This window comes from Arthrobacter sp. NPDC058127, assembly GCF_042884555.1.
Lineage (GTDB): Bacteria > Actinomycetota > Actinomycetes > Actinomycetales > Micrococcaceae > Arthrobacter.
In genome coordinates, this window is record NZ_JBHVTT010000004.1 from 184,835 (window position 1) to 211,113 (window position 26,279).

23 protein-coding genes are annotated in these 26,279 nt (G+C 64.9%); 14 read left to right on the forward strand and 9 right to left on the reverse strand.

Annotation, left to right across the window (positions count from 1 at the left end):
- Positions 1-6 precede the first annotated feature (6 nt).
- Positions 7-726, reverse strand: a complete 720-nt coding sequence (locus tag ACFVTG_RS08725) for a DUF4245 domain-containing protein (RefSeq protein WP_390279620.1) — start codon at positions 724-726, stop codon at positions 7-9.
- 204 nt (positions 727-930) lie between these two features.
- On the opposite strand from ACFVTG_RS08725, the gene glpX reads away from it, so the two are divergent.
- Both glpX and ACFVTG_RS08735 read left to right on the forward strand, forming a co-directional pair.
- Positions 931-1,950, forward strand: a complete 1,020-nt coding sequence (glpX, locus tag ACFVTG_RS08730) for a class II fructose-bisphosphatase (protein ID WP_184736742.1) — start codon at positions 931-933, stop codon at positions 1,948-1,950.
- A gap of 139 nt (positions 1,951-2,089) precedes the next feature.
- Complete coding sequence (locus ACFVTG_RS08735) at positions 2,090-3,043, forward strand: hypothetical protein (RefSeq protein ID WP_390279622.1); 954 nt, start codon at positions 2,090-2,092, stop codon at positions 3,041-3,043.
- 32 nt (positions 3,044-3,075) lie between these two features.
- On the opposite strand, the gene ACFVTG_RS08740 is transcribed toward ACFVTG_RS08735, so the two are convergent.
- The 4 genes from ACFVTG_RS08740 to ACFVTG_RS08755 form a co-directional block, all read right to left on the reverse strand.
- Positions 3,076-4,011: a lipid II:glycine glycyltransferase FemX gene (locus ACFVTG_RS08740; protein ID WP_390279624.1), complete on the reverse strand. Its 936-nt coding sequence runs from the start codon at positions 4,009-4,011 to the stop codon at positions 3,076-3,078.
- A gap of 3 nt (positions 4,012-4,014) precedes the next feature.
- Positions 4,015-5,265 carry a mannose-6-phosphate isomerase, class I gene (gene manA, locus ACFVTG_RS08745; RefSeq protein WP_390279626.1) on the reverse strand — a complete coding sequence of 417 codons (1,251 nt, stop codon included), beginning with the start codon at positions 5,263-5,265 and terminating at the stop codon, positions 4,015-4,017.
- Positions 5,266-5,341: 76 nt separating this feature from the next.
- Positions 5,342-5,935: a 5-(carboxyamino)imidazole ribonucleotide mutase gene (purE, locus tag ACFVTG_RS08750; RefSeq protein WP_284752493.1), complete on the reverse strand. Its 594-nt coding sequence runs from the start codon at positions 5,933-5,935 to the stop codon at positions 5,342-5,344.
- Positions 5,932-7,119 carry a 5-(carboxyamino)imidazole ribonucleotide synthase gene (locus ACFVTG_RS08755; RefSeq protein WP_390279629.1) on the reverse strand — a complete coding sequence of 396 codons (1,188 nt, stop codon included), beginning with the start codon at positions 7,117-7,119 and terminating at the stop codon, positions 5,932-5,934. Before ACFVTG_RS08755 ends, purE begins: the two co-directional genes overlap by 4 nt.
- Positions 7,120-7,292: 173 nt before the next feature.
- Between ACFVTG_RS08755 and ACFVTG_RS08760 the strand changes: the two genes are divergently transcribed.
- Positions 7,293-7,865: a GtrA family protein gene (locus tag ACFVTG_RS08760; protein WP_284752495.1), complete on the forward strand. Its 573-nt coding sequence runs from the start codon at positions 7,293-7,295 to the stop codon at positions 7,863-7,865.
- On the opposite strand, the gene ACFVTG_RS08765 is transcribed toward ACFVTG_RS08760, so the two are convergent.
- Positions 7,852-8,550, reverse strand: coding sequence for a TIGR03089 family protein (locus tag ACFVTG_RS08765; protein WP_390279631.1), 699 nt, complete (start codon positions 8,548-8,550; stop codon positions 7,852-7,854). The two genes, ACFVTG_RS08760 and ACFVTG_RS08765, sit on opposite strands and share 14 nt — an antisense overlap.
- 373 nt (positions 8,551-8,923) lie before the next feature.
- Between ACFVTG_RS08765 and ACFVTG_RS08770 the strand changes: the two genes are divergently transcribed.
- From ACFVTG_RS08770 to ACFVTG_RS08780, 3 genes are read left to right on the forward strand one after another with little or no spacing between them, the layout of a single operon-like run.
- Positions 8,924-9,469, forward strand: a complete 546-nt coding sequence (locus ACFVTG_RS08770) for a WhiB family transcriptional regulator (protein ID WP_284752571.1) — start codon at positions 8,924-8,926, stop codon at positions 9,467-9,469.
- Positions 9,469-12,798, forward strand: a complete 3,330-nt coding sequence (locus tag ACFVTG_RS08775) for a glycosyltransferase (RefSeq protein WP_390279744.1) — start codon at positions 9,469-9,471, stop codon at positions 12,796-12,798. The genes ACFVTG_RS08770 and ACFVTG_RS08775 overlap by 1 nt, the downstream gene beginning before the upstream one ends.
- On the forward strand, positions 12,791-14,434 hold the full coding sequence (locus tag ACFVTG_RS08780) for a DUF5719 family protein (protein WP_390279633.1): 1,644 nt from the start codon (positions 12,791-12,793) through the stop codon (positions 14,432-14,434). Before ACFVTG_RS08775 ends, ACFVTG_RS08780 begins: the two co-directional genes overlap by 8 nt.
- On the opposite strand, the gene ACFVTG_RS08785 is transcribed toward ACFVTG_RS08780, so the two are convergent.
- On the reverse strand, positions 14,428-14,946 hold the full coding sequence (locus ACFVTG_RS08785) for a metallopeptidase family protein (protein WP_284752498.1): 519 nt from the start codon (positions 14,944-14,946) through the stop codon (positions 14,428-14,430). The genes ACFVTG_RS08780 and ACFVTG_RS08785 overlap by 7 nt on opposite strands.
- Before the next feature lie 97 nt (positions 14,947-15,043).
- Here ACFVTG_RS08785 and ACFVTG_RS08790 point away from each other — a divergent pair, with 97 nt between their 5' ends.
- The 5 genes from ACFVTG_RS08790 to ACFVTG_RS08810 all read left to right on the forward strand — a co-directional run bounded on the left by ACFVTG_RS08790 (position 15,044) and on the right by ACFVTG_RS08810 (position 20,093).
- Positions 15,044-15,418: a DUF3499 domain-containing protein gene (locus tag ACFVTG_RS08790; RefSeq protein WP_284752499.1), complete on the forward strand. Its 375-nt coding sequence runs from the start codon at positions 15,044-15,046 to the stop codon at positions 15,416-15,418.
- Between the two features lie 161 nt (positions 15,419-15,579).
- Positions 15,580-15,819: a Trm112 family protein gene (locus tag ACFVTG_RS08795; RefSeq protein ID WP_284752500.1), complete on the forward strand. Its 240-nt coding sequence runs from the start codon at positions 15,580-15,582 to the stop codon at positions 15,817-15,819.
- Between the two features lie 42 nt (positions 15,820-15,861).
- Positions 15,862-17,343 (forward strand): adenosylhomocysteinase, encoded by a 1,482-nt coding sequence (gene ahcY / locus ACFVTG_RS08800; RefSeq protein ID WP_284752501.1) that lies wholly within the window; start codon positions 15,862-15,864, stop codon positions 17,341-17,343.
- A 135-nt stretch (positions 17,344-17,478) separates the two neighbouring features.
- A complete protein-coding gene (locus ACFVTG_RS08805; RefSeq protein ID WP_284752502.1) occupies positions 17,479-18,756 on the forward strand; it encodes an Ig-like domain-containing protein in 1,278 nt (425 codons plus the stop codon).
- 149 nt (positions 18,757-18,905) lie between these two features.
- Positions 18,906-20,093 (forward strand): Ig-like domain-containing protein, encoded by a 1,188-nt coding sequence (locus ACFVTG_RS08810; RefSeq protein ID WP_390279636.1) that lies wholly within the window; start codon positions 18,906-18,908, stop codon positions 20,091-20,093.
- A gap of 65 nt (positions 20,094-20,158) precedes the next feature.
- On the opposite strand, the gene ACFVTG_RS08815 is transcribed toward ACFVTG_RS08810, so the two are convergent.
- The gene (locus ACFVTG_RS08815; protein ID WP_390279637.1) at positions 20,159-20,959 is read right to left on the reverse strand and encodes an RDD family protein; all 801 of its coding nucleotides are present in this window, start codon (positions 20,957-20,959) and stop codon (positions 20,159-20,161) included.
- Between the two features lie 139 nt (positions 20,960-21,098).
- On the opposite strand from ACFVTG_RS08815, the gene ACFVTG_RS08820 reads away from it, so the two are divergent.
- A complete protein-coding gene (locus ACFVTG_RS08820) occupies positions 21,099-22,091 on the forward strand; it encodes a stage II sporulation protein M (protein WP_390279639.1) in 993 nt (330 codons plus the stop codon).
- 146 nt (positions 22,092-22,237) lie between these two features.
- A complete protein-coding gene (locus ACFVTG_RS08825) occupies positions 22,238-23,440 on the forward strand; it encodes a TIGR01906 family membrane protein (protein WP_390279641.1) in 1,203 nt (400 codons plus the stop codon).
- Between the two features lie 101 nt (positions 23,441-23,541).
- Here the strand turns inward: ACFVTG_RS08825 and ACFVTG_RS08830 are convergent, their stop codons facing one another.
- On the reverse strand, positions 23,542-25,188 hold the full coding sequence (locus ACFVTG_RS08830; RefSeq protein ID WP_390279643.1) for a dolichyl-phosphate-mannose--protein mannosyltransferase: 1,647 nt from the start codon (positions 25,186-25,188) through the stop codon (positions 23,542-23,544).
- 149 nt (positions 25,189-25,337) lie between these two features.
- Here ACFVTG_RS08830 and rsmI point away from each other — a divergent pair, with 149 nt between their 5' ends.
- On the forward strand, positions 25,338-26,180 hold the full coding sequence (gene rsmI / locus ACFVTG_RS08835; protein WP_284752573.1) for a 16S rRNA (cytidine(1402)-2'-O)-methyltransferase: 843 nt from the start codon (positions 25,338-25,340) through the stop codon (positions 26,178-26,180).
- Positions 26,181-26,279 lie beyond the last annotated feature (99 nt).

A 26,279-nucleotide genomic window follows, 5' to 3' on the forward strand; every position in this document is an offset into this window, starting at 1 on the left:
GCTACTTTACGGCTTTGAGGTTGCAGGCTGCGAAACTGTGTCGCCCGGCTTCGTGCTCGGGTCCGCGGAAGCGACCGGAGCTGCGTCCGCTGCCTTCACGACGGCTGCGGCCAAGGTGGAGAACTCGTCCAGTCCTGCGCTGCCGCTCAGGATGATCGTGGTGCCGCGGTAGCTCAGGACCATGCTGCGATTGCCCTTTGCCGTGTCATGGAGCTCCCAGTCGTGGCCGCCGGCGCTGCGCGTTCCGGTCACCGGAGCGCTGCCGGTCTGCTGGAAAATCCAGGTCGGATTGGCCTTGCGGGTCTGGACAATTCCGATGAACGCCTGCTTGGGAGTGACGTATCCGACCTCCCACGTGGGTACGCCATCGCCGGTTCCGGATGACCAGCGAGCGTAGTTCGGACTAAATGTGTCGCCGGTATCCGGCGCCACTGGTGTGAAACCCGCCACATCTTTCGCGTTGGCTGCGGTTGCCGCCACATCGACGTTGGGCTTGTAACCGTTGCTCTTTGGAGCAGGATTCATGAGGACAATCGGCAGGAACGCGAGCACGCAGAGGAGCAACGCGATGAGCATGCCAATCACCGACGCATTCGCCCTTTTGGCTGCTTTCGCCGCGATAACGGGCTTCACCGCAGGCTGACCGGCGTCGTCGGAGCCAGCTGCGCCCGTGCCTCCGCTGGCGGAGGGGGCGGCGGCAATTGCTTTGTCTTGCGTTTCACTCACGCTTCAATAGTCTCCTATCCAAGCGGCTAATACACATCGGCCGGTCCGCGCAAGGGGCGTCCCGGGAGTTGGTCATCCCATGACCGCGCCGCCCCGCCCCGACTATGATCTGTTCTAGAGGAATCATTCAGGCCGCCAAGCCCAGCCATTCCTGGTCCCACGAATCGCGTCATCGAAGAAGAGGTTCACGTGTCTCCAGCGCCAATGTCCCAGAAGTATTCCACGATTTCGCCGGCGCTCGCCGTCGGGACCGATGAGCCGGACCGCAACCTGGCCCTCGAACTTGTCCGCGTTACAGAAGCAGCCGCCATTGCCGGCGGTCACTGGGTTGGTTTCGGCGACAAGAACAAGGCAGACGGCGCCGCCGTTGACGCCATGCGCTCCTTCCTCCACACCGTCCATTTCAACGGCGTCGTTGTCATTGGCGAGGGTGAAAAGGACGAAGCCCCCATGCTCTTCAACGGCGAGCACGTCGGTGACGGCACCGGACCCGAGTGCGACGTCGCCGTCGACCCCATCGACGGAACCCGCCTGACCGCGCTGGGCATCAACAACGCCCTCGCCGTGCTGGCAGTGGCCGAACGCGGCACCATGTTCGATCCCTCAGCCGTGTTCTACATGGAGAAGCTCGTCACGGGTCCTGAAGCCGCCGATATGGTGGACCTGCGCCTGCCGGTGAAGCAGAACCTGCACCTGATCGCCAAGGCCAAGGGCGTCAAGGTCAACCAGCTCAACGTCATGATCCTGGACCGCGACCGCCACCGCCCGCTGGTGGAGGAAATCCGCGAAGCCGGTGCGCGCACCAAGTTCATCATGGACGGCGACGTTGCAGGCGCCATTGCCGCCGCACGTTCGGGCACCGGCGTCGACGCCCTGATGGGCATCGGCGGTACCCCGGAAGGCATCGTGGCCGCTTGTGCCATCAAGTCCCTCGGCGGTGTCATCCAGGGCCGCCTGTGGCCCACGAGCGACGACGAGAAGCAGAAGGCCATCGACGCCGGACACGACCTCGAGCGCGTCCTCTCCACGAACGACCTCGTCACGAGCGACAACTGCTACTTCGCAGCTACCGGCATCACCGACGGCGACCTCCTCAAGGGCGTGCGCTACTCCAAGGACAAGGTCCTGACCCAGTCCATCGTGATGCGCTCCAAGTCCGGCACCATCCGCTTCGTCGAAGGCGAGCACCAGGCCAGCAAGTGGGAGGGCTACGCCCGCAAGTAGGACCAGGCTCCCGCGCGAACTGGCAGCAAATGCCCTCTGGATCGAGATTTGGAGGCATTTGCTGCCAGTTCGCGTTAAGGAGCGGAATCCGTCCTGTGGATAACTCAATTTAGGGCTCGAAGCCGGGCAAGAATTGAGCATGTCCCGGACTCCGATGCCCCCTCAGCTTCCAAACGGTTCCTTTCCGGCGTCGGCCGCTGAGAGCCTCGGACTGAGCCAGAAGCAACTGCGCCGCGACGGCATTGTCACGTTGTCGAGGGGACTGCGCCTGCCGCTGCACAGCACAGGGACGGTGGCGGAGCATTTACGGGGTTACACCGAGCTCGATCCAGAGTGCTGCCTTAGCCATGGATCCGCGGCGCGGGTCCATGGCATCAGTTTGTCCAAAGCACTTGAAGGGGACTGGCGGATTCACCTTGCCCGCCCTGGCGAGAAATGGAAGCCGCGGAGACGCAACGTTGTTGGACACCAACTGACGTTCAAACCGGGTGAAGTGATAGAGCTCGACGGCGTCCGGCTTACCTCGCCTGCGCGTACGTGGCTGGACTTGGCCCATGTGATGAGTATCGATGACATTATCGCGGCGGGCGACTCGATCGTCGTCGAGCACGACGAAAACCATCCCAGGCCGCGTCAGGCGTTGGCGACCGTTGACGAATTGAAGGCAATCGTCGCAGCCCACCCCGGTATGCGAGGGGTCCGCAAGGCCCGGCTGGCCCTGGACCTGGTTCGAGTCGGAGCGGATTCGCCGCGGGAAACGCAGATGCGCCTCATATTGCTGCATGCAGGGCTGCCCGAACCCACGCTAAACCACGTCATCTTCAATGAGTGGGGTGCCCCTGCCCTTTGGCCCGATGCCGCTTACGTGAAGGAGCGGATCTCGCTCCAATACGAAGGCGGCCATCACGGGGAGGCTGAGCAATACAAGAGAGACATCAGACGACAGGTGCTGACAGAACGGCTGGGTTGGCGCGAAGTCCGGGTCCACCATGACGATTTGCTCGGGCCCCGGCCGGAAGTGGTGGATAAGGTTCGGCGGGCGCTCTGGACAGGCCGCGGGTTGGCAGCAAATGCCCGCAGAATCGGAATTTGAGGGTATCTGCTGCCAGTTCGCGCCGAGGAAACTCAGCGGAGCTTTTCGCGCAGCTTCCGGGCCACTTGGTAGGCACCGTACCGGAACTTGTTGACGGGAAGGTCCCATGTGCCGGGGTAGGCGATTTCGCGGCCCCCGAAGGACTTCTTGAAGGCGGTGAATCCGGCCCACTTGTGGTCAGGCTCGTCTTCCGGAGCCACGCCCCACAGGTCGACGTGCTTGAGTCCCTTGTCCTTGGCATCCGCCATGAGCGTCACGAGCAACGGAATGCCCGCGCTGAGCTTGCGGTGCGTGTCATCGAGAGCTGCGTGGGCGTAGGTGCGTGTGTCGGCGGAGTCGTACGCCAGGGCGGCCGCTATGGGCTCGCCGTCGAGTTCGGCGATGAACAGGGTGCCGGCACCGGCCGGCATGAGGGAGCGGGCCACCGAGCTCAAGTAGTCATCGCTCTGGGGCTTGAAACCGTTGCGCGCGGCGGTCATGTGCAGGAAGTCGAGAAGCACCGAGATCTCTTCAGGATCCTGCGAGGACCGGAAGGTGACACCCTTCTTGTGGATGTTGCGGTACAGGTTCCGGTTGGTGGGTTTCATGCCCGCAAGGACGTCCTTGAAGTCGCCGTCCAGATCCACAATCCAGCTCAACTCCGGCTGCTGGTTGGACGGCGCCGGCTGCAGTCCGCGTTCCCTCAGCACCGCACCGGCGTCGGCGGCTTCGAACCCGGCGGTGACGGGTTCCATCCGGACAAACACCGCGCGGCTGCGGCGCGCGATCGCCACAAGTGCGGCTACGGCATCGTCGAAGGCCTCCAGCGAATCGGCCACGGGTCCGTAAGGCGTGTAGATGACCTTGCCCGCAGGGTTCTTTTCCTCGACGGCGAGGAAACGCCAACCCTGACCGGACTCCTCGTGCACGGTACGGCCGAGGGATCGCTGGAAGGCCGCCCAGGCGGGCGTCTGCAGGAAGTACTCCACCCTCTAGTTCCCCAGGCCCGTTGTGACGGCGAAGGCAACGCTCGTTCCGCTTGCACCGGCGACCGGGTGCACCATGACGGGTTCTTCGGATGCCGGGATGAACGCACTCCCGCCGCGCTCCACGGCGAGCTCGCTCTTGGGGGAGTCGAGCACGACGGAACCCGAAACCACGACGACGACGGCGGGGCCGGCTTGCGCCATCGGCACCGGTTCGGCTCCGGGAGCCAACTCGATGCGCTGGAGCTGGAATTCCTTGAACGGCGGCACATACAGATCCTGGCCGAATCCGGAGGTCCTCGGCTCGATGCGCGGTACGCCGAGGGACGCGAATTCGATGGTCTTCAGGAGTTCGGGGACATCGACGTGCTTGGGTGTGAGGCCGCCACGGAGCACATTGTCCGAAGCCGCCATCACCTCAACACCGAGGCCTTTCAGGTAGGCGTGGACGTTTCCACCCGGCAGGTACACCGATTCGCCCGGGGACAGGAAGACAAGATTCAAGAGCAGGGAAATCAGGACACCGGGATCTCCCGGAAACTCACTGTTGATGTCCACCAAGGTGGACAGTTCCGCGGCGTGCTGACCCATCGGCGCGCCTGATCTCAGGATGGAAACCACCTGATCGGTGGCAGTTGAGACGGCATCCCCGCCGGTAATCAGGCGGGTGAACGCAGTTTTGAGTGCTGTCGGCTCATCGGACCCGGAGAGGTCCGCGATGACGCCGGTAATGACGTCCGGAACGTCGACGGCGGCAAGGTCCAGGAGGCTCGCGAGGTGCTCGAAGACACGCTGCGAATCGGCGGCCGGACGGAAACCGCAAAGGGCGTGAAACGGGGTCAGCGCGAAGATCATCTCCGGCTTGTGGTTGTCGTCGCGATAGTTGCGCTCGGGTGCGTCCGCCGCCATGCCTGCGGCATTTTCCTTCGCGAAACCGTCCCTGGCTTGCTGTAGGCGAGGGTGGACCTGCAAGGACAGGGGCTTGTCCGCTGCAAGGAGCTTGGTGAGGAACGGCAAGCGGGGACCGAATTCGGCCACGCTCGTTTCACCAAGGAAGTGCACCGGATCCACGCTGATCAGGGCGTCCAGGGCGACGGAAGACCCATCCGGACGGGTGGCTACGGACGGCGAGTCCGGATGCGCTCCGATCCACAACTCCGCCTCCGGACCACCCGAGGCGGGCCTTCCCAGCAGAGCGGCGATCGCCGTCGTCGATCCCCATGCATAGGGGCGGAGAACATTCTCAAGCTGGTACACGGCAGGGGATCCTTGTCATTGCGGGACGGTTCATTCGAAAATGCCGGGGATGACCTCTTAGCGGCTGCCCGGGCTCCTAGCGGCTGCTCCGTGCGGAGACGTTCGCCGTGGAGAAGACTTCGGCGACCTTGTCGCGGAGCCTGGCGCCTTTTTCGGTGGCGGTGTTGTTGAGCTCCTGGGCGAATTCGAGCAGCTCGCCGCGAAGCCGGACGGCCAGCTCATCGGTTCCGGACGCCAGAATGCGCACCGCCAGGAGGCCTGCGTTGCGGGCGCCGCCGATGGAAACCGTGGCTACGGGAACGCCGGCGGGCATCTGCACGATGGACAATAGGGAATCCATGCCGTCCAGGGTCTTCAACGGGACCGGGACGCCGATGACGGGCAGCGGGGTGACGGAGGCGAGCATGCCCGGCAAGTGGGCTGCGCCGCCTGCTCCGGCGATGATGACGCGGAGGCCGCGCTCGTGGGCAGTCTGGCCGTAGCGGATCATTTCCGTGGGCATGCGGTGCGCGGAGACGACGTCGGCTTCGAAGGGGATGCCGAATTCGGCCAGGGCGTCCGCTGCGGCTTCCATGACGGGCCAGTCGGAGTCGGAGCCCATGACGAGGCCCACGATCGGGGCTGCGACAGCCGCGCCCGCGTTGTCGGCATCCATCGTTTCTGCGCTCATGCGGTCTCCTCGGAGGTGGTCTCGGCCGGCATGCGGCCGTCACGGATGATGTCGGCCACTACGGTGGCACGGTGTCGGATGGAATCGACGTCCGCCGTCGAGTTGCCGACGAGGTTGACGTGCCCGATCTTGCGGCCGGCCCGCACGGACTTGCCGTAGCAGTGGACCTTTGCGGCCGGTTCGTAGGCGAGGGCCTTCGGGTAGGCGCTGAAGAGATCCTCGTTGTCGCCGCCCAGGAAGTTCTTCATGACAACCACCGCGCCCAGGGCGTCGGTGGCACCGAGCGGGAGGTTGAGGACTGCGCGCAGGTGCTGTTCAAACTGGCTCGTGACCGAGCCGTCTTGCGTCCAGTGACCGGTGTTGTGCGGCCGCATGGCGAGCTCGTTGACCAGGAACCCGACTCCGACGCCGGGAGTTTCGAAGAGTTCGGCCGCCATGACGCCCGTGACTCCGAGTTCATTGGCGATCCGCAGCGCAGCCTCTTCGGCCGCCGCAGCGACCTCCACGGGAATGTCTTGGGCCGGCGCAATCACTTCGTCGCAGACACCGTCCACCTGGACGGTTTGGACGACCGGCCAGGCGCGGGATTCGCCGTCGGGGGTCCTTGCAACGAGCGCGGAAAGCTCGCGGCTGAACTCAACCTTCTCTTCGGCCAATAGCGGGCTCATGGCTTCGAACCAATCCGAGGTGGTACGGGCTTCGTCGGCGGAGTGAATGATGCGCACACCCTTGCCGTCGTAGCCCCCACGGGGGGTCTTCAAGACGACCGGCCAGCCGGTCTGCTCGCCGAAAGCGACCAGGTCTTCGACGCCGTGGACTGCAGCCCACGCTGGATTGGGGAGTCCCAGGCGGTCGATCGCGGCGCGCATCACGAGTTTGTCCTGCGCGTGCACCAAGGCATCAGGGCCAGGCTGGACGTTGACTCCGGCCTCGATCAGTGCCCTCAGGTGCTCGGTGGGGACGTGCTCGTGGTCGAACGTCATGACGTCCAAGCCTTCCGAGAACTCAAGGAGGGCAGCGAGGTCCTTGTAGTCGCCAACGGGGGCTGTTGCCACGGCCTGGACCGCGGAAACGTCCTCACCTTCGGCAAGGACGCGGAGTTCAAAGCCAAGGGCGGTTGCGGCCGGGGCCATCATTCGTGCGAGCTGGCCGCCGCCCACCACGCCAATTACAGGAAAAGTCACAAGGATCAGCCTACCGAACCAGCAGCTGGTTCTTAGATTCTGCTCCCTGCCCGGTCCCGTACAGCGTCGGTGGGAGGCTGTCAGCGCGGAATGATTCGGCAAGCTCCTAGGAATCGGAGCTAAAATGGAACCTTCGGCCCATCGGCCCCCTAGAACAACGGCCATGGAGGGTCATGATCAACACACTTGCAGATCGCATGCGCGGGCTCGCCTCGCTCTTTTGGCGCGAAGTAGCGAAGTTCGGCGCTGTAGGCGGTGTTGCGTTCGTCATAGATAACGGCTTGACCTACTACCTCATGCACGGCCCGATGTCGGACAGTGAGGCCAAGGCCCGTTTCGTCGGCGCCACCGTAGCCACCGTGTTCTCTTGGATCGCCAACCGCTTCTGGACCTTCCGCCACCGCCGCCAGGCGAACGTGGTGCGCGAGTTCGTGATGTTCATCATCATCAACGGCATTGGTATCGGAATCTCCACGGGTCTGACTGCCATCGCAAAATACGGCATGAACATCCAGGACAAGAACGTCCTCTTCGCTGCCGGAGTCGTCGGCATCCTCGTGGCCACCGTGGTGCGCTTCTTCGCTTACCGCTTCCTGGTGTTCAACAAGGAGCTCGACGAAGAGCCGGCCTTCTCGCATGACCACGAGATCATCGAAGCCCACCACAGGGCCAAGGCCAAAGCCATGCATGCAGCCAGCGTTGAGACTGACTCCGATCAAGGCGAAGACGCGGTCAAGCGCCGCTGACGCGCTCGTTGTCCAGCAGGTGCCGGGTGACGTCAACGTCCGGGTGCACCAGGACTACTGAACCGTCTTTGTTCCACGCGCCCAATGCGTCCGCGAGGGCCGACTCCAAACCGTCGGCCGCGCGGACCAGAAGGCGTACGCCGGCATCATGTTCCTTGGCGAAGCCGTCCAGCAGTTCGCCGTGCGAGTGTCCGGCTTCAGGGCGGCGCAGGGCCGGCAGTGCGGCGTCCGGTTCGGCGTGCGCCATGAACACGTCGCCGTGGGAGCGGACCTCAGCCGCGTAGTCCACGACGCCGACCGGCAGTTCTCCCGGCCAGCGCATCGCGAGTGCCGCGAGCGGCACGGCGACGACGGCGTCAAAGCCGGCTCCCGCACCGACGTCGGGGGTGTCTGTGACAAGCAGGTCGGCGCTTCCACCGTCGAGCACCAACTCCATGCCCAGTTGCCATCCCGCCAGCGCCCACACGAGGGACTTCCAATGGGCCGGCAGGTCCAGGCGAAGGCTCATGCCTGGTTCAGCGTCGAACTCGTCCTGAAGCAGGTTGCTGGTCTTGGCCACCCAATTGTCCAGGACCCGGCCCGAGAGCTCCACCCGTTCGGCGTCCGGCCCGTACCAGGTCAGCCGGGGGGACGTGGCGTGTCCGGAACGCAGGGCTGCCATCAGGTTCATCGCTGGGGTGTTCATGGCTACATCTTGCCACGGGGCGCCCCGGCCGGCATTGGTCCGTATAAAACGTGTGAATTGCACCACATTGGGCTGTGGGGCGGCACTACCGCGGTTCTTGAAGGGCTGGGCGATTTCCCTGAAATTCAATGAAAATGCATCTTAAGTGATGTCAGGCTTCCGTTTTTCGCGGTGTCGCGCGGGCGGGGCGAAAAAATCCCGGGCGTGGCGCGGCGGGAGTTAGTGCGGAAAGTTGATTATTATCCCGGCGCGGCTTGACGGCTTGGTAGTTACACACGTGTAATTAGATATCGAACGCCGCTGCGGGAGTATCGGGTACATAACCGAGTACCGAATGAGCACGGCAGCAGCTGCAAACATCAGGAGGGACGCCATGGGGCAAGCGTTGCGTATCCAGGAAGATGCAGTCGTCGCGGAATATGCGTCGGTGAAGTACCGCTCGCGCGAAGTTCCGGGGGATTGGTATGTGGACCCGGCAGATCCGCAGGCGGCGGACCGCTATATCGAGACCACTCGGGAGTCGCTGGAAGATCAGGCAACAGCCTTTCTTGCTGCACACGAGGCTCTTGCGGGGGACACACCGGCAGATCCGGAGGACGATCTCGACGATCCTCCCATGGAGCTGCGCCGTCCGCTCGACAACCCGGCCCAGCCGGTGTGGATCGGGCTTCCGGGCCAAAGCGACTTCGATGACGAAGGCGAACTTGGTTGGCAGACGGACGCCTTGTGCGCCCAGACGGACCCGGAGGCGTTCTTCCCCGAGAAGGGCGGCTCCACGCGGGATGCCAAGAAGGTTTGCGGTGCGTGCAATGTCCGTTCGCAGTGCCTTGAATACGCACTCGCCAACGATGAACGTTTTGGTATCTGGGGCGGGCTCTCCGAGCGTGAACGCCGCAGGCTGAGGAAGCGAGCGGTCTGATTCTCAAGGCAGTACACGTTACCGCCGTCGTCGTCTCGCACGACGGCGGTAGCTATCTCCCCAGAACCCTGGCGGCTCTGCTGGACCAGACGCGTCCGGCAGATGCCGCCATTGGCATTGATACGGGCTCCCGCGACAAGTCAGCGGCGTTGCTGCAGCGGGCTCTTGGTAAGGCCAATGTCACCAGCACAGGCGAACACAAAGTGGGTTTCGGCGCGGCCGTGATGGCTGGCCTGGCCCGTTCGACCCCCTCGCAGGAGCCGGGCACGGTCGAATGGATCTGGTTGTTGCACGACGACGCCGCTCCCGCCCCGGATGCCCTCGCCGAGTTGCTTCTGGCAGTCGAGCGCGCTCCTTCGGTCACTGTGGCCGGTTGCAAGCAGCTGGCCTGGGATGCGGAACGCAGGCTCATCGACGCCGGCCTGTCCACAAGCCGCTGGGCCGAACGGCTGACCCTCATTGAAGCCGACGAACTGGACCAGGGCCAGTACGACGGGCGCACAGACACTTTCGCGGTGAATTCCGCGGGCATGCTCATCCGCCGCGACGCCTGGGAACAGCTGGGCGGTTTCGACCCGGCGCTTCCCGGCGTGGGAGACGACGTCGATTTCTGCTGGCGCAACTGGCTCGCGGGCAACCGGGTTGTGGTGGTTCCGGCGGCGCGCATGTTCCACGTAGAGCACCGTCCCAACGGCTTGGCGACACCCGCCGCCGCACGCAAGAGCCAAATCCACTTGAGGCTCACACACGCTTCGCCGTGGAAGGTTCCGCTGCACGCGCTCGGCGCGTTGCTCGGGAGCACGGTCAGGCTCGTCTTGAGCATCCTCGTTAAGGAGCCGGGTTACGGGATCTCCCAACTTGGCGCCACCCTTGCGGCGATTGGCCGTCCCCGCGCGATCTGGCGTTCCAGGCAGAACGCCGCCCGGACGCGGCGCGTGCGACGTTCGATGGTCAAGGGCCTGCAGACTCCGCGGCGCGAGGTCTGGGCCCACCGCCGCTCCCTCGTCGAGGCGATTGGCGCGGACGAATTCCAGGAGACCGATTCCCTGGCTCCGGAACCGAGCGGTGACGCCGGTGACGATTTCGTGGCCCTCGAAACGAATGAACGAGGCTGGATAGGGACGGGCGCAGTCGCCGCCGGATTTGTTGCGCTGGCCGCTTCCATCGTCGGGTTGCTGGGGCTCCTGGGGGCAAGCGGGGTGACAGGCGGAGGCCTGTTGCCGTTGTCCGCCGCCGGGGACATTTGGCGGTCCGCGTCCAGTTGGTGGATCAGCTTAGGCGCTGGCTTGCCCGGACACGGGGATCCATTCGCCTACCTCCTGTGGCTTGTGTCATTGCTCGGGGGAGGCGACTCCAGCGCAGCCGTCGTTTGGCTGTTGTTGCTGGCCATGCCACTGTCTGGCCTGGGCGCCTGGTTCGCCGCTGGCGCGATGACCACGCTGCGCCGTTACCGCTTTATTGCGGCCTTGGTCTGGGCCGGAGCACCAGCCCTCCAAGTCGCCTTGAACCAAGGAAGGGCCGGCGCCCTTCTCGCCCACGTCGCGATGCCCTTGCTGGTGCTGGCCCTCTTTCGGGCCACGGGATCGGCGCTGGGGCGGGGCACTACCTTGGACCAGATCCAGCCGTCCGGCCACGCCGCAGCCAAGCCGTTGCCGGGCAAGCCGGGCGTCAACGGCACTCCGTCGTGGACGGCTGCTGCCGCGGCGGGCCTGGCGCTGGCAGTCGTAGCGGCCTCTGCGCCATCCCTGCTTCCTCCCTTTGCCGTCCTCATTGTTTTTTGCGGCATCGCCTTGGGGCGGCGGGGGCGGACCATTTGGTGGTCGCTGCTTCCGAGCGCTGCGCTCTTTGCGCCATATGTCCTCTCCGTCCTGGAACGGCCCCGCGCCATGCTGGCCGATCCGGGCCTGCCGCTGGGTTTCGAAGCCGCACCGTTGTGGCAGCAACTGCTTGGCCAACCCTTGAAATTCGATGCCAACGGCGGTTTGGCCGGCTTGGCGCTATTCGGCCCGTCGGGTATTCCGTGGGCGCTGGCGCTTGCCCTGCTGCTCGGCGCGCCGGTCCTGCTCCTGTCCATTGCCGCACTCTTTGTGCCCGGACGGCGGTCCCGCGTCACGCGTTTCCTCTGGGCCGGGGCCCTCTTGTTCCTCGCATGGGCATGGCTTGCCGGACACGTGGCAACCGGTGTCGACGGCAACGTGCTAGTCGCACCCTTCACCGGGCCGGCTGTTTCCGCCGCCGGGTTCGCCTTCCTGGGAGCGGCGTTGATCGGCGCCGACAACCTCCTCCAGCTGAAGGCCAAGGCAGAAGACGGCCGCCCGGTCCAGCGCGCGGCAGTGCGGATCGTCTCCGCAGTAGCGACGCTTCTCCTCATTGCCGGACCCCTTGCAAGCATGGGCCTCTGGGCAACCCAGAATGTCCTGGCCAGCGCAGACACCTCGACTTCGAGCAGCGGCGCGCTTGGCACGCCGCGCCTGGTCCAGCCCTCAGGGCCGGGCACATTGCCGGCCACCGCCGTCGACCACGGCCAGGGGCCGGAACAGACCCGTACGCTGGTCATCACCGCCGGTGAGAACGGTGGCTACACGTCATCTCTCATGCGCGGAGCCGGAACTACATTGGACTCGCTCTCCACTGTCGCTGCGGGACGTTCCATCGTGGGATCACCCGGACAGGAACGCCTTGTGGCCGACGACGACGCCACCGCCTCCATCCGGAACGCCGTGGCCACGATTGTCGCGGGATCAGGCGTAGACCCCCGGCCCGGCCTTGAGCAGCTCGGCGCCGGATTCGTGGTTCTGAAGTCGGCCGACACCGCTGCCCAGTTGACGGCCAACCGGATCGATTCCGTTCCCGGCCTGGTGGCAGTGGGCAAGACCGATTCCGGGTGGCTGTGGCGGGTCACTCCGCTCAACCAGGCCGCCGCAGCCGACGCCGAGACGGCGCACCGTGTCAGGGTGGTGGATGCCAAGGGTGCCGTTGTTGCCCTCTTGCCCTCCCTTGGAACCACTGCCGCCGGCAACATCCCGGCAGGCGGGGACGGACGCCTTGTAGTGCTCGCCGAGCGGGCAGACGCCGGCTGGAGCGCTTGGTTGGATGGCCGCCCACTGAGCCCGACGACGTCCGGATGGGCCCAGGCATTCACGTTGCCTTCCGCAGGCGGCCAGATCGAGATCCGCTACACCACCGTCTGGGAGCCTTGGCTCAGCATCCTGCAGGCCGTCGTCATCGGATTGACCGCGGTGCTGGCCATCCCCATGCCCGCCCGCAGGCCGAAGGCCGGCCTCCTGAAGGAACAAAACTCTCTCCGTAAGGAGTACAGCAGTGTCTGACAACCAAGACCCGGCACCCAAGGTCAGCGCGGGGTCAAGGAAGCGCAGCCAGCGCAAAGCCGGAAACAAGAACAAGGCCGTCGTGTTGGGAGCACTTTCCGCAACGTTGCTCCTTGCTGCCGGGGCCGGGATGGTGTCGGCAGCATCGATCGTGCCGTCCCCGTCGGGAAGCAAAACGGTGGACATGTCCCTTGCGGATGTCCCCGCAGGCAGGACAACCGCGGTGTGTCCGGCTCCTCCCCGCCTCCCCGAAGGAATCGCCGCGGGCACCGACACCCAGTTCAACCCGGTTTCACGTTCGGCAAAGAGCTTCCTGGATGCCGTGGTGCTCAGCGACGCTAGCGGATCCGTTCCGGGGAGCAACCTGGCCTCGCTCGGTGGCTCCGCTATCGCAGACATTGCCAAGCCTCCCGCGACCACCCAAGCCCCTGCGTCCGGGCCGCCGGTGCTTAACGCCGGCGTCGTGGCCCAGAGGCCCGCGGGCGAGGTCACCGTCGTGGGCGCCGATCCCATCAGCGGCCAGAAGGCGGCGGTAGCGGGCTTGATGAGCTACACCGCCAGCGACGGCGATCTCCGCGGACTGGCGGCGGCACCCTGCCAGCAGCCGGTCAACGATGCATGGCTCCTGGGAGCGAACACCGCACTGGGGCGGACAGCGGTTTTGAACATCAGCAACGCCTCAGGCACGCCGGCCACCGTCAACCTTGAGCTGTTCGGTGCCCGTGGACAGATCCAAGCCCCGGACAGCCGTGGCTTGCTCGTTTCGCCGGGAGCGACGCGGTCCATCAACTTGGCCGGACTGGCCCCGAACGAGGGCCAGCTCTCGGTGCATCTGCGCAGCAGCGGCGGCCCGGTCGCGGCAACCATCCAGCAGAGCGTTCTCCGGGGCCTCACCGCAGGTGGCGTCGAGCTCATTACTCCCGGTGCCGGCGCCGCTGATTCCCAGGTCATGACCGGGGTGGACGTCCAGGATCCGGCCGCCGTGAAGTCACTCGCGGACAAGCCCGGGTTTGCCGACGTCGTTCCGGCCTTGCAGATTACCGTCCCCGGTCCTGTGGACGCCGTGGTGGATGTGCGCTTGTACGGGCCGAACGGCCAGCGCGCCTTGCCCGGTGGGGGAGCGGTGACTGCCAAAGCGGGTTCGGTTACCGAAGTGCCGCTCACCGGCATCCCGGCCGGCATGTATACCGTCAGTGCTACTTCGGATGTTTCCTTCGCCGCGTCCTCCCGCGTAACGCGTGGGCTCAAAGCCGGGGATCCTGTTGATTTCGCCTGGTCTCCGGCCGCGGTCCGTTTGGGCAGCCAGCATGTGATGGCGGTGCCCCAAGGCGGCACCCGTTTCCTGGGCTTCGGCGTGCCGACGGGCCGGGCCACGGTCAGTTACACGCCGGTCACTTCGGACGGCAAGGTCCACAAGACGGAAACCGTCGACATCGCCGGGGGGACCACCTCGGTCATCGGCGTGCCGGATAAGTCCGACGGCGCCGCAGTCTCCGGCTACATCGTGTCGGCGGCAGGGGACGCGGCCTACGGCGCGCTCGTGCTTGGCGAGGCCGATCAGCCCGGGGTTTCGGTCCTGACCATCCAGGATGGCGCTGCGGGGCATGAAAAAGTACAGGTCACGCTGGGTTACTGATAACGACGGCGGTAAACGGGGTCCAGGGTCTCCGGAGGCACTCCAAGCATTTCGGCGGTGTACTCGACGACGACGTCGTGCACCAGGTCCTGGAGGTCCTCGCGTCCGCCGGTGGTGTGCTCGACGACGCGCCGATAGATGGTGATGACGGGTCCTGCGCCGCGGGCCGCCGGAGTGTATGAGCCCAGCGGGGCCGCGGTTCCCTCAGCCACCAGTTGCTCAAGGTTCGGCGGGATCTCGTCGACGGCGAAGGCTACGCCGTCGAGCCGTTTGCCCCACATATCCTGCAGCCGTTCCGCGGAATCGAGCACGAGGTCGTCGAACCTTTCGGCGCGCGTCCGGTAGCCGGGAAGGTTGGGAAGGATGATTTCACCGCGCAAGCCCCGCCCGTGGCGGTTCCTGCGGCGCTCCCTGAAGCCGCGTGCGGACGTGCCCGCCGTCGTCGTTTCCGGGCTGTCCCCGGTGTCGGACAAATGGACTGTGAAGCCCGGAACGTGGTGCTGTGACTGCATATATCGACTCTAGACCCGTGATTCCGCCAACGCGACATAATGCCCGTAAAGAGGCAATGCACCGCGTCGCGGCCAAGTGCGGCTAATCTGGGATGTTGTGGGTGCCATTCGTCAGTGTTCCAGATCAGCCTGCCGCCAATCCGCGGTAGCTACTTTGACGTACGTCTACGCCGAATCCACGGCGGTGCTTGGTCCGTTGGCTACGTACGCCGAGCCGCATTCCTACGATCTGTGCGCCCAGCATGCCGAGTCGCTGACCGTACCGCGGGGCTGGGAAGTCATGCGGCTCGCCATGCCGTCCTCGCCCCCACAGCCCGGACCGGACGATCTCCTTGCCCTGGCCAACGCCGTGCGCGAAGCCGCGTCCGCCCCGGCCGCACCGGAACAGCGCACTGTCCGCGCACCCTTTGACGGACCGGCCCCCGTAGAAGGAACCAGGCGCCACCTGCGCATCCTGCGCGATCCCTCCTGACTCCCGGGGCAACGGGAACCGCGTCGTCTGACGCCGTGTGTCGACGCTCCCTGTGTGACAAGCTGTGTGACACCGTTCCCTGCGCCGCCGGGTTGTACTCTGGAAGCTGCCATATCTGTCCAAAGCGGCGTCCGCGAGATGCCATCCAGGGAGCTTCAACCATGCCAAAGGTCAGTCCTGAATTGTTGTCCATCCTGCGGTGCCCCGTCACCGGGTCCCCGCTGGAGCAGGACGGCGAGGAACTTGTCTCGACGGCCGCGGCTGCCTCGGGCGAAAAGCTCCGCTATGCCATCCAGGACGGAATCCCCTTGCTCCTGCCCCCGGAGCTGCTGGCCGCCGCTAACGCCGCTGCCCCAGACCAACATGACGGAGCCCAGCACGACGGCCCCCTCCACGCCTGAGCCCCACCTGACTTGACCATTCGGTACTTCCAAAGGACTTCCATGACTTTCGACTACAAGGTTGCAGACATCTCCCTGGCTGAAGCCGGCCGCCACCAGATTCGCCTGGCCGAGCACGAAATGCCGGGACTCATGTCGTTGCGCGCCGAGTTCGGTCCGAGCCAGCCGCTCAAGGGCGCGCGCATTGCGGGATCCCTGCACATGACCGTACAGACCGCGGTGCTCATCGAGACGCTGACAGCCCTCGGCGCCGAGGTGCGCTGGGCCTCGTGCAACATCTTCTCCACGCAGGACGAGGCCGCTGCCGCCGTCGTGGTCGGCAAGGGTACTGTCGAGGATCCCCAAGGCGTTCCGGTGTTCGCTTGGAAGGGCGAGACCCTCGACGAATACTGGTGGACTGCCGAGCAGATCCTCAGCTGGCCGGGCGCTGACGCCAACCCGGAGTTGGGTCCCAACATGATCCTCGACGACGGCGGCGACGCCACGCTGCTGGTCCACAAGGGCGTCGAGTTCGAAGCTGCGGGCGCGGTGCCGGCCGCCGCGGAAAACGATCCCGAAGAGTATGCACTCGTCCTTGACGTGCTGCGCAAGAGCCTTGCCGCCGATCCGAAGAAGTGGACCCGCATCGCCGCCGGCATCCGTGGCGTGAGCGAGGAAACCACCACGGGCGTGCACCGTCTCTACCAGCTCGCCGAACAGGGCAAGCTCCTTTTCCCGGCCATCAACGTCAACGACTCGGTGACCAAGAGCAAATTCGACAACAAGTACGGCATCCGCCACTCCCTGCCGGACGGCATCAACCGCGCGACGGATGTCCTCATGGGCGGCAAGGTTGCGGTCGTCTGCGGCTACGGCGACGTCGGCAAGGGCGCCGCCGAGGCGCTCCGCGGCCAGGGTTCGCGCGTGATCGTGACGGAGATCGACCCCATCTGCGCACTCCAGGCAGCCATGGACGGCTACCAGGTGGCCAAGCTGGAATCGGTGTTGGAACAGGGCGACATCTTCATCACCACTACGGGCAACAAGGACGTCATCATGGCCTCCGACATGCTCCGCATGAAGAACAAAGCGATCGTGGGCAATATCGGCCACTTCGACAATGAGATCGACATGGCCGGACTGGCAAAGATTCCCGGCGTTCGGAAGGTCGAAATCAAGCCGCAAGTGCACGAGTGGGTGTTCGCCGCAGCCGACGGCCGCGAAGAGCGATCGATCATCGTGCTTTCCGAAGGCCGCCTCCTGAACCTGGGCAACGCGACAGGCCACCCTTCGTTCGTCATGAGCAACTCCTTCGCCAACCAGACGATCGCCCAGATCGAGCTGTGGACCAAGAAGGACCAGCCCGAGGCCGAGCGCGAATACTCGAACCAGGTTTACGTGCTGCCCAAGATCCTCGACGAGAAGGTCGCCCGGCTGCACCTGGATGCTTTGGGCGTGGAATTGACCGAGCTCAGCAAGGAACAGGCGGAATACCTGGACCTTGACGTGGCCGGTCCATACAAGCCGGAACACTACCGGTACTGAGAGCACCGGCTGGGAGCACGCCTGCAGGCGGGCTCCCAGCCAATATCAAGCCGCACCCTCTAGGATGCGGCTGTGACATGAGTTTTTTGGGGGGCGTGGGTTTCTTGGGGGGCGTGAGTTTTGGAGAAAACAGGAATGGGTCTTAATCCCGACGGCGAGCAAGCGGACACTTTCGAGCATGTGGATGGTGCGCCGACGAAGCGAAGCAGGTTCCGCAAGGTCGCCTGGATCGTGGTTGTCTGCCTCATTGCCGCGCTCAGTGGCACGTTCGCCGCAGTGGCTCCGCATGCGGCCAGTGCGGCCATCGAGTCCGAGGGATCCTCAGGTGAACGCAGCGAGGCCGCAGCCGTGCTGCCCGTCGTGAAGCCCGCCACGGTGGTTGCCTCGCCTGCTAGCGGGGCCAAGCAAGTGAACCCGGCTGCGCCCGTCACCATCAGCGTCAAGGACGGAACCCTGGACAGGGTCTCCTTGACGAGTTCCCAAGGCAAGACCGTTGACGGTGCGTTGACCCCGGATGGGCTGAGCTGGACCGCGTCCACGCCCCTCGAATTCAACTCCTCCTACACCTTCAATTACACCGTCGCGGATGCTGCCGGCCGCGCAACGTCGAAGACCGGATCCTTCACGACGGTTTCCACCCAGAACGAGGCAGACGCCGCCATGTACCCCCTGGACGGGTCCAAGGTAGGCGTGGCGCAGCCCCTCCAGCTCACGTTCAGTGAACCCGTGGTCAACAAAGCAGCCGTCGAGAAGGCCATCAAGGTCACGTCCACCTCGGGCCAGGCCGGGGCCTTCCACTGGTTCAGCGACACCATGGTGCGCTACCGTCCGGAAAACTTCTGGGCAGCGAACAGCACTGTGACAGTGGACCTCAAGCTGTTCGGGGTGGACTTCGGCAACGGCCAGATCGGCAACTTCAACAAGACGAACACCTTCAAGATCGGCGATAAGAAGGTGGCGGTGGCCGACGCGGTTGCCCACACGTTCACGGTCAGTGTCAACGACCAGCAAGTGGGCCAGTGGCCGGACACTATGGGCGACACCAGGTTCCCTTCCGCGCGCGGCTACTTGGTGCTCATGGAAAAGTACCGGGTAGAACACATGGATGCCTCCACCATTGGCCTCAAGCCGGGGGATCCGGCCTACTACGGACAGCTTGATGTCAACTACGCCACGCGCCTGACGCCGAGCGGCGAGTTCATCCACCAGGCCACGGACACGGCTATGCCATACGTCGGTGTCACGAACCTCTCGCATGGTTGCATCGGTTTGGGAGCGGACGGGGCGAAATGGGTGTACGACAACATGACAACCGGAGACGTCGTCCAAGTGGTCAACACCGAGGGTGACTACGCCAACTACGACGACGGTTTTGGCGACTGGAACATCCCCTGGGCGCAATACGCCAACTGATAGGGCGCGCCTAGCCGCACGGCCCGGGACGCATCAGTACCCCGGTAGACTTGGCGGGTCAGTCTTGGGGGCTGGCGTTTTGCCGGGGGATGTGGAGTTGCACTATGGCGTCGCAAAGGAAACGCAAGACCGGGAAGATTCTCGGAATTATGGGGATGTTTACCGGCGTTGCGGCCGGAGGAATCGGTGTTGCAACCGCCCCGAATTGGCTGGGCACAGCTGTGGAGTCCGAATCGCGATCGCCGCAGCGCACCGACGCCGGGCTGGCGTCCGCGGTTGTGAAGGCAGTGGAACTGGGAATCACGCCCCTTGACGGTGCGCGCGAAGTGAATCCGGCCGTCGGGCCTTCCGTGAAAGCCGTACACGGCACGCTGAAGGACGTCGAACTCGTCCCGGCCAAGGGCGGCCAGGCCATCAGGGGAACCATGAGCGCTGACGGCAGCACCTGGTCCACGCTGGGTCCCTTGGCTTTCAACACTGAGTACCGTTACGGGTTTTCCGTTGTTGACGGCGCGGGCCGGGTAACCCGGAAGACACAATCCTTCACCACGGTGTCCACGCCCAATGAGGCCAATGCCGTAGTGTTCCCCAACGACGGTTCCATCATGGGTTCGGGGCAACCCATCGAAATCAACTTCAGCGAGCCTGTGGCGGATAAAGCCGCCATGGAACAGGCGGTGAAGATCAGTGTTTCCTCGGGCCAGGAAGTGGCCTGGCGCTGGTACTCGGACCGGAAAGTGCGGATCCGCCCGCAGGCATTCTGGGCCGCCGGCACGAGCGTCACAGTGGACATGCCCTTGTTCGGCAGGGACTTCGGCAACGGAATGATCGGCAACTCCAACACCAAGGCCACGTTCAAGACCGGTCCGCGGCGGATTGCGGTGGTGGACGACGCCACCAAGACCATGAACGTGTATTTCGACGGCGCACTCGTCAAGACCGCTCCTGTCACACTCGGCAGCCCGGACTGGCTCTCGCCCACCGGCTATGCCGTGATCATGGAGCAGGAACGCCACTCCAAGTTCAACGCCGGCAGCATCGGCCTCAAACCCGGTGACAAAGGCTACTACGCGCCGCTCGTCGTCGAGCACGCCAACCGGCTCACGAACTCCGGCGTGTATGTGCACCAAGCGCTTCCATCTGCCTACGGGGCCGTCGGCGTAGACAACGTCTCGCACGGCTGCGTTGGCTTGCTCCCGGCCGACGCCGCCTGGTTCTTCAACAACATGCGGACGGGGGATGTGGTCCAGGTCCTGAACACCGGAGCCCCCGCGGTGGAACCGCTTGAAGGCTTCGGCGACTGGAACATTGCCTGGGCCAGCTATGCGAAGCGCTGAGCGCCGCCGGGACTTGCCGCAGTGGTGCCCGACGGCGGCGCGCACCTCGCGTGCCGGCTGCTTGGCTAGCGCGTGAACGGGAGCCTGTTGAGTCGTTCCCCGACGACGGCGCTGCGTTGTTCTGCGCGGCGCAGCCGTTCCAGGTCCCGGTTTCGCCGCTCACCCAATACTGCGTGCAGGTAGCCTTCCGGCGTCGTTCCCGGCGGCGGTGGTGGGGCGACGTAAGCCGCCAGTTCGGTCGCGAGGGCCGCGGCCAAGTGGGCGCGCGAGTCGGGAGCCATCCGCGAGGCCTGCTGGATGAACTGTGATGCCCGCCGCGCCGTGCCGTCCGGAACCCTGCCGATATCCGCGAGCCCCACCCACACCTGCAAATGCGGGGGCGCGAAGGGGAGGATTTTGGGTTCAGCAGGAACCCGCTGTCTGAGCGAATACGTTCCGGCCACGACGTCTCCGAGCCTCTTCGCCTTGTCGTTGAACAGCGCCACGGCGATCGCCAATCCGCCGAACGTCGCGTAGATCTCCAGGAAGCCGATCAACCCGCGGATCACCGCGTGCCGGAAACGGATGGATCCGCCGTCGTCGCGCACGATCCTGAGCCCGGTAGCCAGCTTGCCCAGCGAGCGGCCGCGGCTCAGCGTCTCCACCGCCACGGGGACCACCACGAGGCACAACACCACGCTGGACAAGGCCATGGCACGGCCCGCGGCCGCGTCCACATCCGGAGCCACCGCACTGAGCAGGAACAACAGACCCAACAGCAAAACAATCTGAACCAGGACGTCGAGCATGAGCCCAAGGGCCCTCGCCCCGAACGATGCCGGCCGCAGTTCAAGGACCACGGCCTCGCCGGTAATGATCGAACTCAAGCCCGCCCCCAAGCATTGCCACGATGTCTGCAGGACCGGACGGCTCCCGCTGGATCGAGTCTAGCCGCGGCCACGGATGCGGAGCAGGGGTTGCTCGGATGTCGGGACTGTTGGGGAGGGTTGGGATTAGGGTAGAGCCGTGGACATGGATGCCTTCTCTGTCGTGAACGGGACCAAATGGTCCCGCTTGTACGAGCTCGCGTACAAACGACGCCTTGACGGCGGCGAAGCCGACGAGCTTCTGCGTTTGTACCAAGTGGTGTCATCACACTTGTCCCTCATCCGCTCCGTGGCCCCGGAGAGCGCACTCTCCGCCTCGTTGTCGGCGGCCCTCGCCCAGGCCCGTACCCGCTTCACAGGGGCACGGTCGAATTTCATGGAAGACCTCGCCCGCTTTTTTGTGGTGTCCCTGCCGGCCGCGTTCTACCGCTTGCGGTGGCTCACGGTCTGCTGCGGGGTTTTCTTCTGCCTTGTGGCGGCGGCTTATACGCTCTGGATCGGATCGTCCCCGGACGCCCTGAGGGCCTTGGGAAGCAACGATGCCGTGAAGCAGTACGTCGAGCATGACTTCGTCGGCTACTACTCCGAGAACCCTGCTGCGTCCTTCGCAGGTGCTGTCTGGACCAACAATGCCTGGATCGGGGCGCAGGCCGTAGCCTTGGGCATCACCGGCTTCTGGGTGCCGTACATGCTGTTCTCGAATGCACAGGGCGTGGGAGTCGCTGCGGGAGTCTTTGCCGCCACCGGCAAGATGGATGTGTTTTTCAGCTACATCCTCCCGCACGGCCTCATGGAGCTGACGGCCGTCTTCATCGCCTCCGCAGGCGGTCTCCGCATTTTCTGGGCCCTGGTTTCCCCAGGCCCGCGCCGCAGGATGCAGGCAGTGGCGGACGAGGGGCGTTCGCTGATCACGGTGGCCCTTGGCCTGGTGCTTGTCCTGTTCGTTTCCGGACTCGTCGAGGCCTTTGTGACGCCCAGCCCGCTTCCGGTTTGGGCCAAGATCCTGATCGGTTCGCTCGTTCTCGCGGCATACTGGGTCTATGCCTTGGTGCTGGGCGGGCGGGCATTCCGTGCCGGCGCTACAGGCGACCTGGACGCAAACGACGCCGGTTATCGGGAGATCGCCGCCTGACGGCTCCCGGGTCCGGCCGCAATCCGGCGTTCGCCGGGGTGGCTCATCGTCTGTCTGCGAGGGCTGACGGTAGGCTCGAAGGCAGAGAAGATTGCCAGCGGACCGTTCCTGCTCCGGCATGTGAATCCTACGGAAGTGAAATCCAAGTGACCGAGAAGAGCCCCATCCCCAAAGACCCGGACGCGGATATCCACGACGACGGCGATGAGCCGGCCTTCGAATGGATGAAGCCTGCTCCCAAGTCCACGGCCGCTGACGCTCGCCCGGCACGGGCTGCTGACGCACGCCCGGCACGGGCTGCTGACGGAGACCAGGACACTTCGGCGAAGCGGATGCCCCAAGAGGGCAGGCCGGGAGCCGGGTCCGCCTCAGGGGCAGTTGCAGGCGGGGCCGCACGGCCCGTGGATGGACAGCCTGCGGGAGGACAACAGCCGGAGAGCCGGGCAGACCGCAAAGCCGCTGAAGCAGCGGAGGCCGGGCCGGAACCGGCCCTCTTCGCGGAACCTCTGCCGACGTCGGCCCTTCAGGTCCGCCCGCCGGAGGCCGAGGTGGAACGTCGAAACCATGAGCGGGAGCAGGCCGCCAACGCCAAGCCTGTGGCGCCGCGTATTTTCCAAGTCCTGCTGGCCGTTTTCTACCCGGTGGTCCTCCTGGTGCTGGCAATCCGCGCCGTGGCTAGTCCGCTGTTTTTGTGGGTCGAGTATTACCGGCCGGGATTCCCCGGCGACGGCTATGGTTTCAACGCCGACGACCGGATGACCTATGGTTCCTATGCCCTGGACTATCTCAGCAACTGGTCCGGGCCACGCTACTTGGGGGACCTTGTCAACCAGAACGGCGAGAAGCTGTTCAAGGAGGGCGAAGTTTCGCACATGGCCGACGTCAAGACCGTGATGCTCTCCGCGTTCGGTGCCGGGGCCCTCATGATCATCATCGGCATCATCGCAATGATCTATCTGCGCAAGCGAAGCACGGGCGGGATCCGCCGCGGCCTGTTTGCCGGTTCGATCGTCACCTTGGTGCTCATCCTGGGACTGGGCACGCTTGCCGCACTGGGCTGGCAGCAGTTCTTCACGGACTTTCACCACATCTTCTTCGCCAACGGCACCTGGACATTCGCGCTCGACGACACGTTGATCCGATTGTTCCCGGGACAGTACTGGATGGACTCCGGGATTGCGATCGGTGCCCTGGTCTTCATCACTGCCCTGCTGACGCTCATCTTCACCTGGCCTACCCGCCGTCGTCGCGGACTTTCTCCGAAGAACGAGGCCGCAGCGGAAGGCGCCGCGAAGGCTGAGGATGCAGACGCAGAGGCCCGCGCGGAGGCCGGTGCGCCCGAGAAGTAACGCTTCGCCTACAACGGAAAAAGCGGCCCGCCTGGGAATTTCCAATTCCGAGGTGGGTCGCTTTTTGTGTGGGTGCTGTCCCGACCTTCCGGGCAGGCGCCTTAGATCCAGGACGGCATCCACATGCGCATGCGCCAGTCCTGGTAGCTGATCACTTCCGCTGTCCACACCGGATAGAAGAACGCCGACAGCAGGACGGCAAGGACCACCACAAGGCCGACCAGGTACAGGCCGGAGCGGCGGCGCCACGGCGGAGCGTCGCTCCTACCGAGCACTAGTCCCAATCCATAGACGAGAGCCAAGATCAGGAAGGGCTCGAAGGAAAGCGCATAGAAGTAGAACATGGTGCGTTCCGGATACATGAACCACGGCAAATACCCGGCGGCGACCCCGGCCAAGATTGCTCCTGCCCGCCAGTCGCGCCGTCCTGCCCACCAGAACAGCACCACGAAGAGCGCAATCGTGGCACCCCACCAGACCACCGGGTTGCCGACCGACAGGATCGCCGAAGTGCAGTTGGGCAGATCGCAGCCGGAAGTTCCCTGCTTGGGGGACTCATAGTAGAACGACGTGGGCCGCCCCATGATGAGCCAGGTCCACGGACTCGCCGAATACGGGTGCGGAGAGCTGAGGCCCTGATGGAAGTTGTAGGCCTGCACGTGGTAGTACGCCAGGGAGCGCAACGGCCCGGGAATCCATCCCCACGCGGCAGAGGGATTCGTATCGGCCCAATGCCGGTAATAGGCGTCTTTGGAAAGGAACCAGCCCGTCCACGTGGACAGATACACGGCACTTGCCACAGGGATCATGGTGAAGAACGCCGGAATGCCGTCCTTGATGACCGCGGCGCTGGGCCAACTCCGGATGCCCGCAATGCGCCTCGCGCTCATGTCCCAGAACACCGTCATAAGGCCGAAACCTGCCACGAAGAACAGTGCCGACCACTTGGTTCCAACCGCCAAGCCAAGGCAGACACCGGCCGCCAGCCGCCACCACCGGAATCCGAGCCACGGCCCTGAGGCGAGGTGCAACGCCGTCGGTCGGCCGTCCTTGGAGGCGCCAGCCAGGGCGGCAAGCCGTGCCGCCAGACGGCGCCGTCCGTCGTCGCGGTCCATCAGCAGGGCACCAAAGGCTGCGAGCAGCCAAAACATCAGGAAGATGTCCAGCAGGGAGGTCCGCGACAGGACCAAGTGGTGGCCGTCGACGGCGAGCAACAGACCCGCGGCCGCGCCCAGGATGTGGGAACGGAACAGCTTCAGGGCGATCAAGGCGATCAGGAAGATGGAAAGAGTGCCCGTCAGGGCCGCGGAAAACCTCCAGCCGAAGGAGTTGTCCGAACCGAAGAGCCACATCCCGAAGGCGATCATCCATTTCCCGACCGGGGGATGCACCACGTACTCGGGAGAGTTGAGCAGGACGTTGGGGTTGCCTGCATTGAAGGCATCGTTGGCCTTGTCCGGCCAGGCCCGCTCGTATCCGCTGACCAGGAACGAGTAGGCATCCTTGACGTAATAGGTCTCGTCGAAGACGAGGCTATGAGGGTCATCGAGGCGGACAAAACGCAGGATCCCGCCGATCACCGCCGTGACGGTGGGGATCAGCCAGAACCACAGCCTCAAGGACGGCGGATAATCCCGCCAGCTTTGGATGCTGCCAATGAGCCGCGTCCGCAGGGCCTCGGCCGTGAAAGCCTCCCGGGGCCGTATCAGCCAGGTTTGCGGGGCGGGGCGCACGGAGGTATCGGTCACTCAGCCCATGCTACCTTTTGCCTCCGGGAGCTCCCTGAAAGCCCTAGCGGGGGCATTAGGCTTGTTGGGTGACTGAACAGCTGAGCTCCCCGGATGAAACCACCGTTACTGACTCGGCGGAGGCCCTTGAGGCGCAGGCGCTTCCTGCCCTGCCCGATGGCGTAGGCCGGATAGTGCTGGCTGCCACTCCCATCGGGAACGTAGGCGATGCCTCCAGCCGGCTCATCGAGTTGTTGCAGACAGCCGACATTGTTGCCGCGGAGGACACCCGGCGCCTGCATCGGCTGGTCCAGTCGCTCGGCATCACCGTGTCGGGCCGGGTCATCAGCTACCACGAGCACAACGAAGCCGCCAAGACCGAGGAACTGCTGGATCACGTCCGGGCCGGCAAGACCATCATCATGGTGAGCGACGCCGGCATGCCCGCAGTGTCCGACCCCGGCTTCCGCCTCGTGGAGGGAGCCGTGGCAGCAGGGCTCTTCGTCACCGCCTTCCCCGGCCCGTCCGCCGTGTTGACTGCCTTGGCGCTATCCGGGCTGCCCACGGACCGGTTCTGCTTCGAAGGATTCCTGCCCCGCAAGGCCGGAGAACGCAGCTCCCGGCTTGCGGATCTTGCCAATGAACGCCGGACGATGGTGTTCTTCGAGGCCCCGCACAGGCTTGAGCCAATGCTCCGTGCCTTGCACGAGCGGTTCGGCCCGGACCGCCGCATCGCCGTTTGCCGCGAATTGACGAAGACCTACGAGGAAGTCATCCGGGGAACCGTCCGGGAACTGCTCGAGTGGGCTGAAAACAACGAGGTCCGCGGCGAGATTGCCGTCGTCGTGGCGGGCGCCCCCGAGCAGGCGCCGGGCAAGCCCGAAGACCACGTTGCCGCTGTCAATGAACTCATCGCCAAGGGCGTCAGGCTCAAGGAAGCGGTGGCCGCAGTGGCCGAAGACGCCCGCATCAGCAAGCGCGAACTGTACTCTGCCGTGCTCGCGGCGCGGTAGGGCCGTGCTCGCATCGTGGTAGCTTCAGGCCCAACCCGGGGGCTGTGCAACTGCACAAACTCTTGCTCCCGCGGCAGTGCGTGAAGGCGTAGACACTGC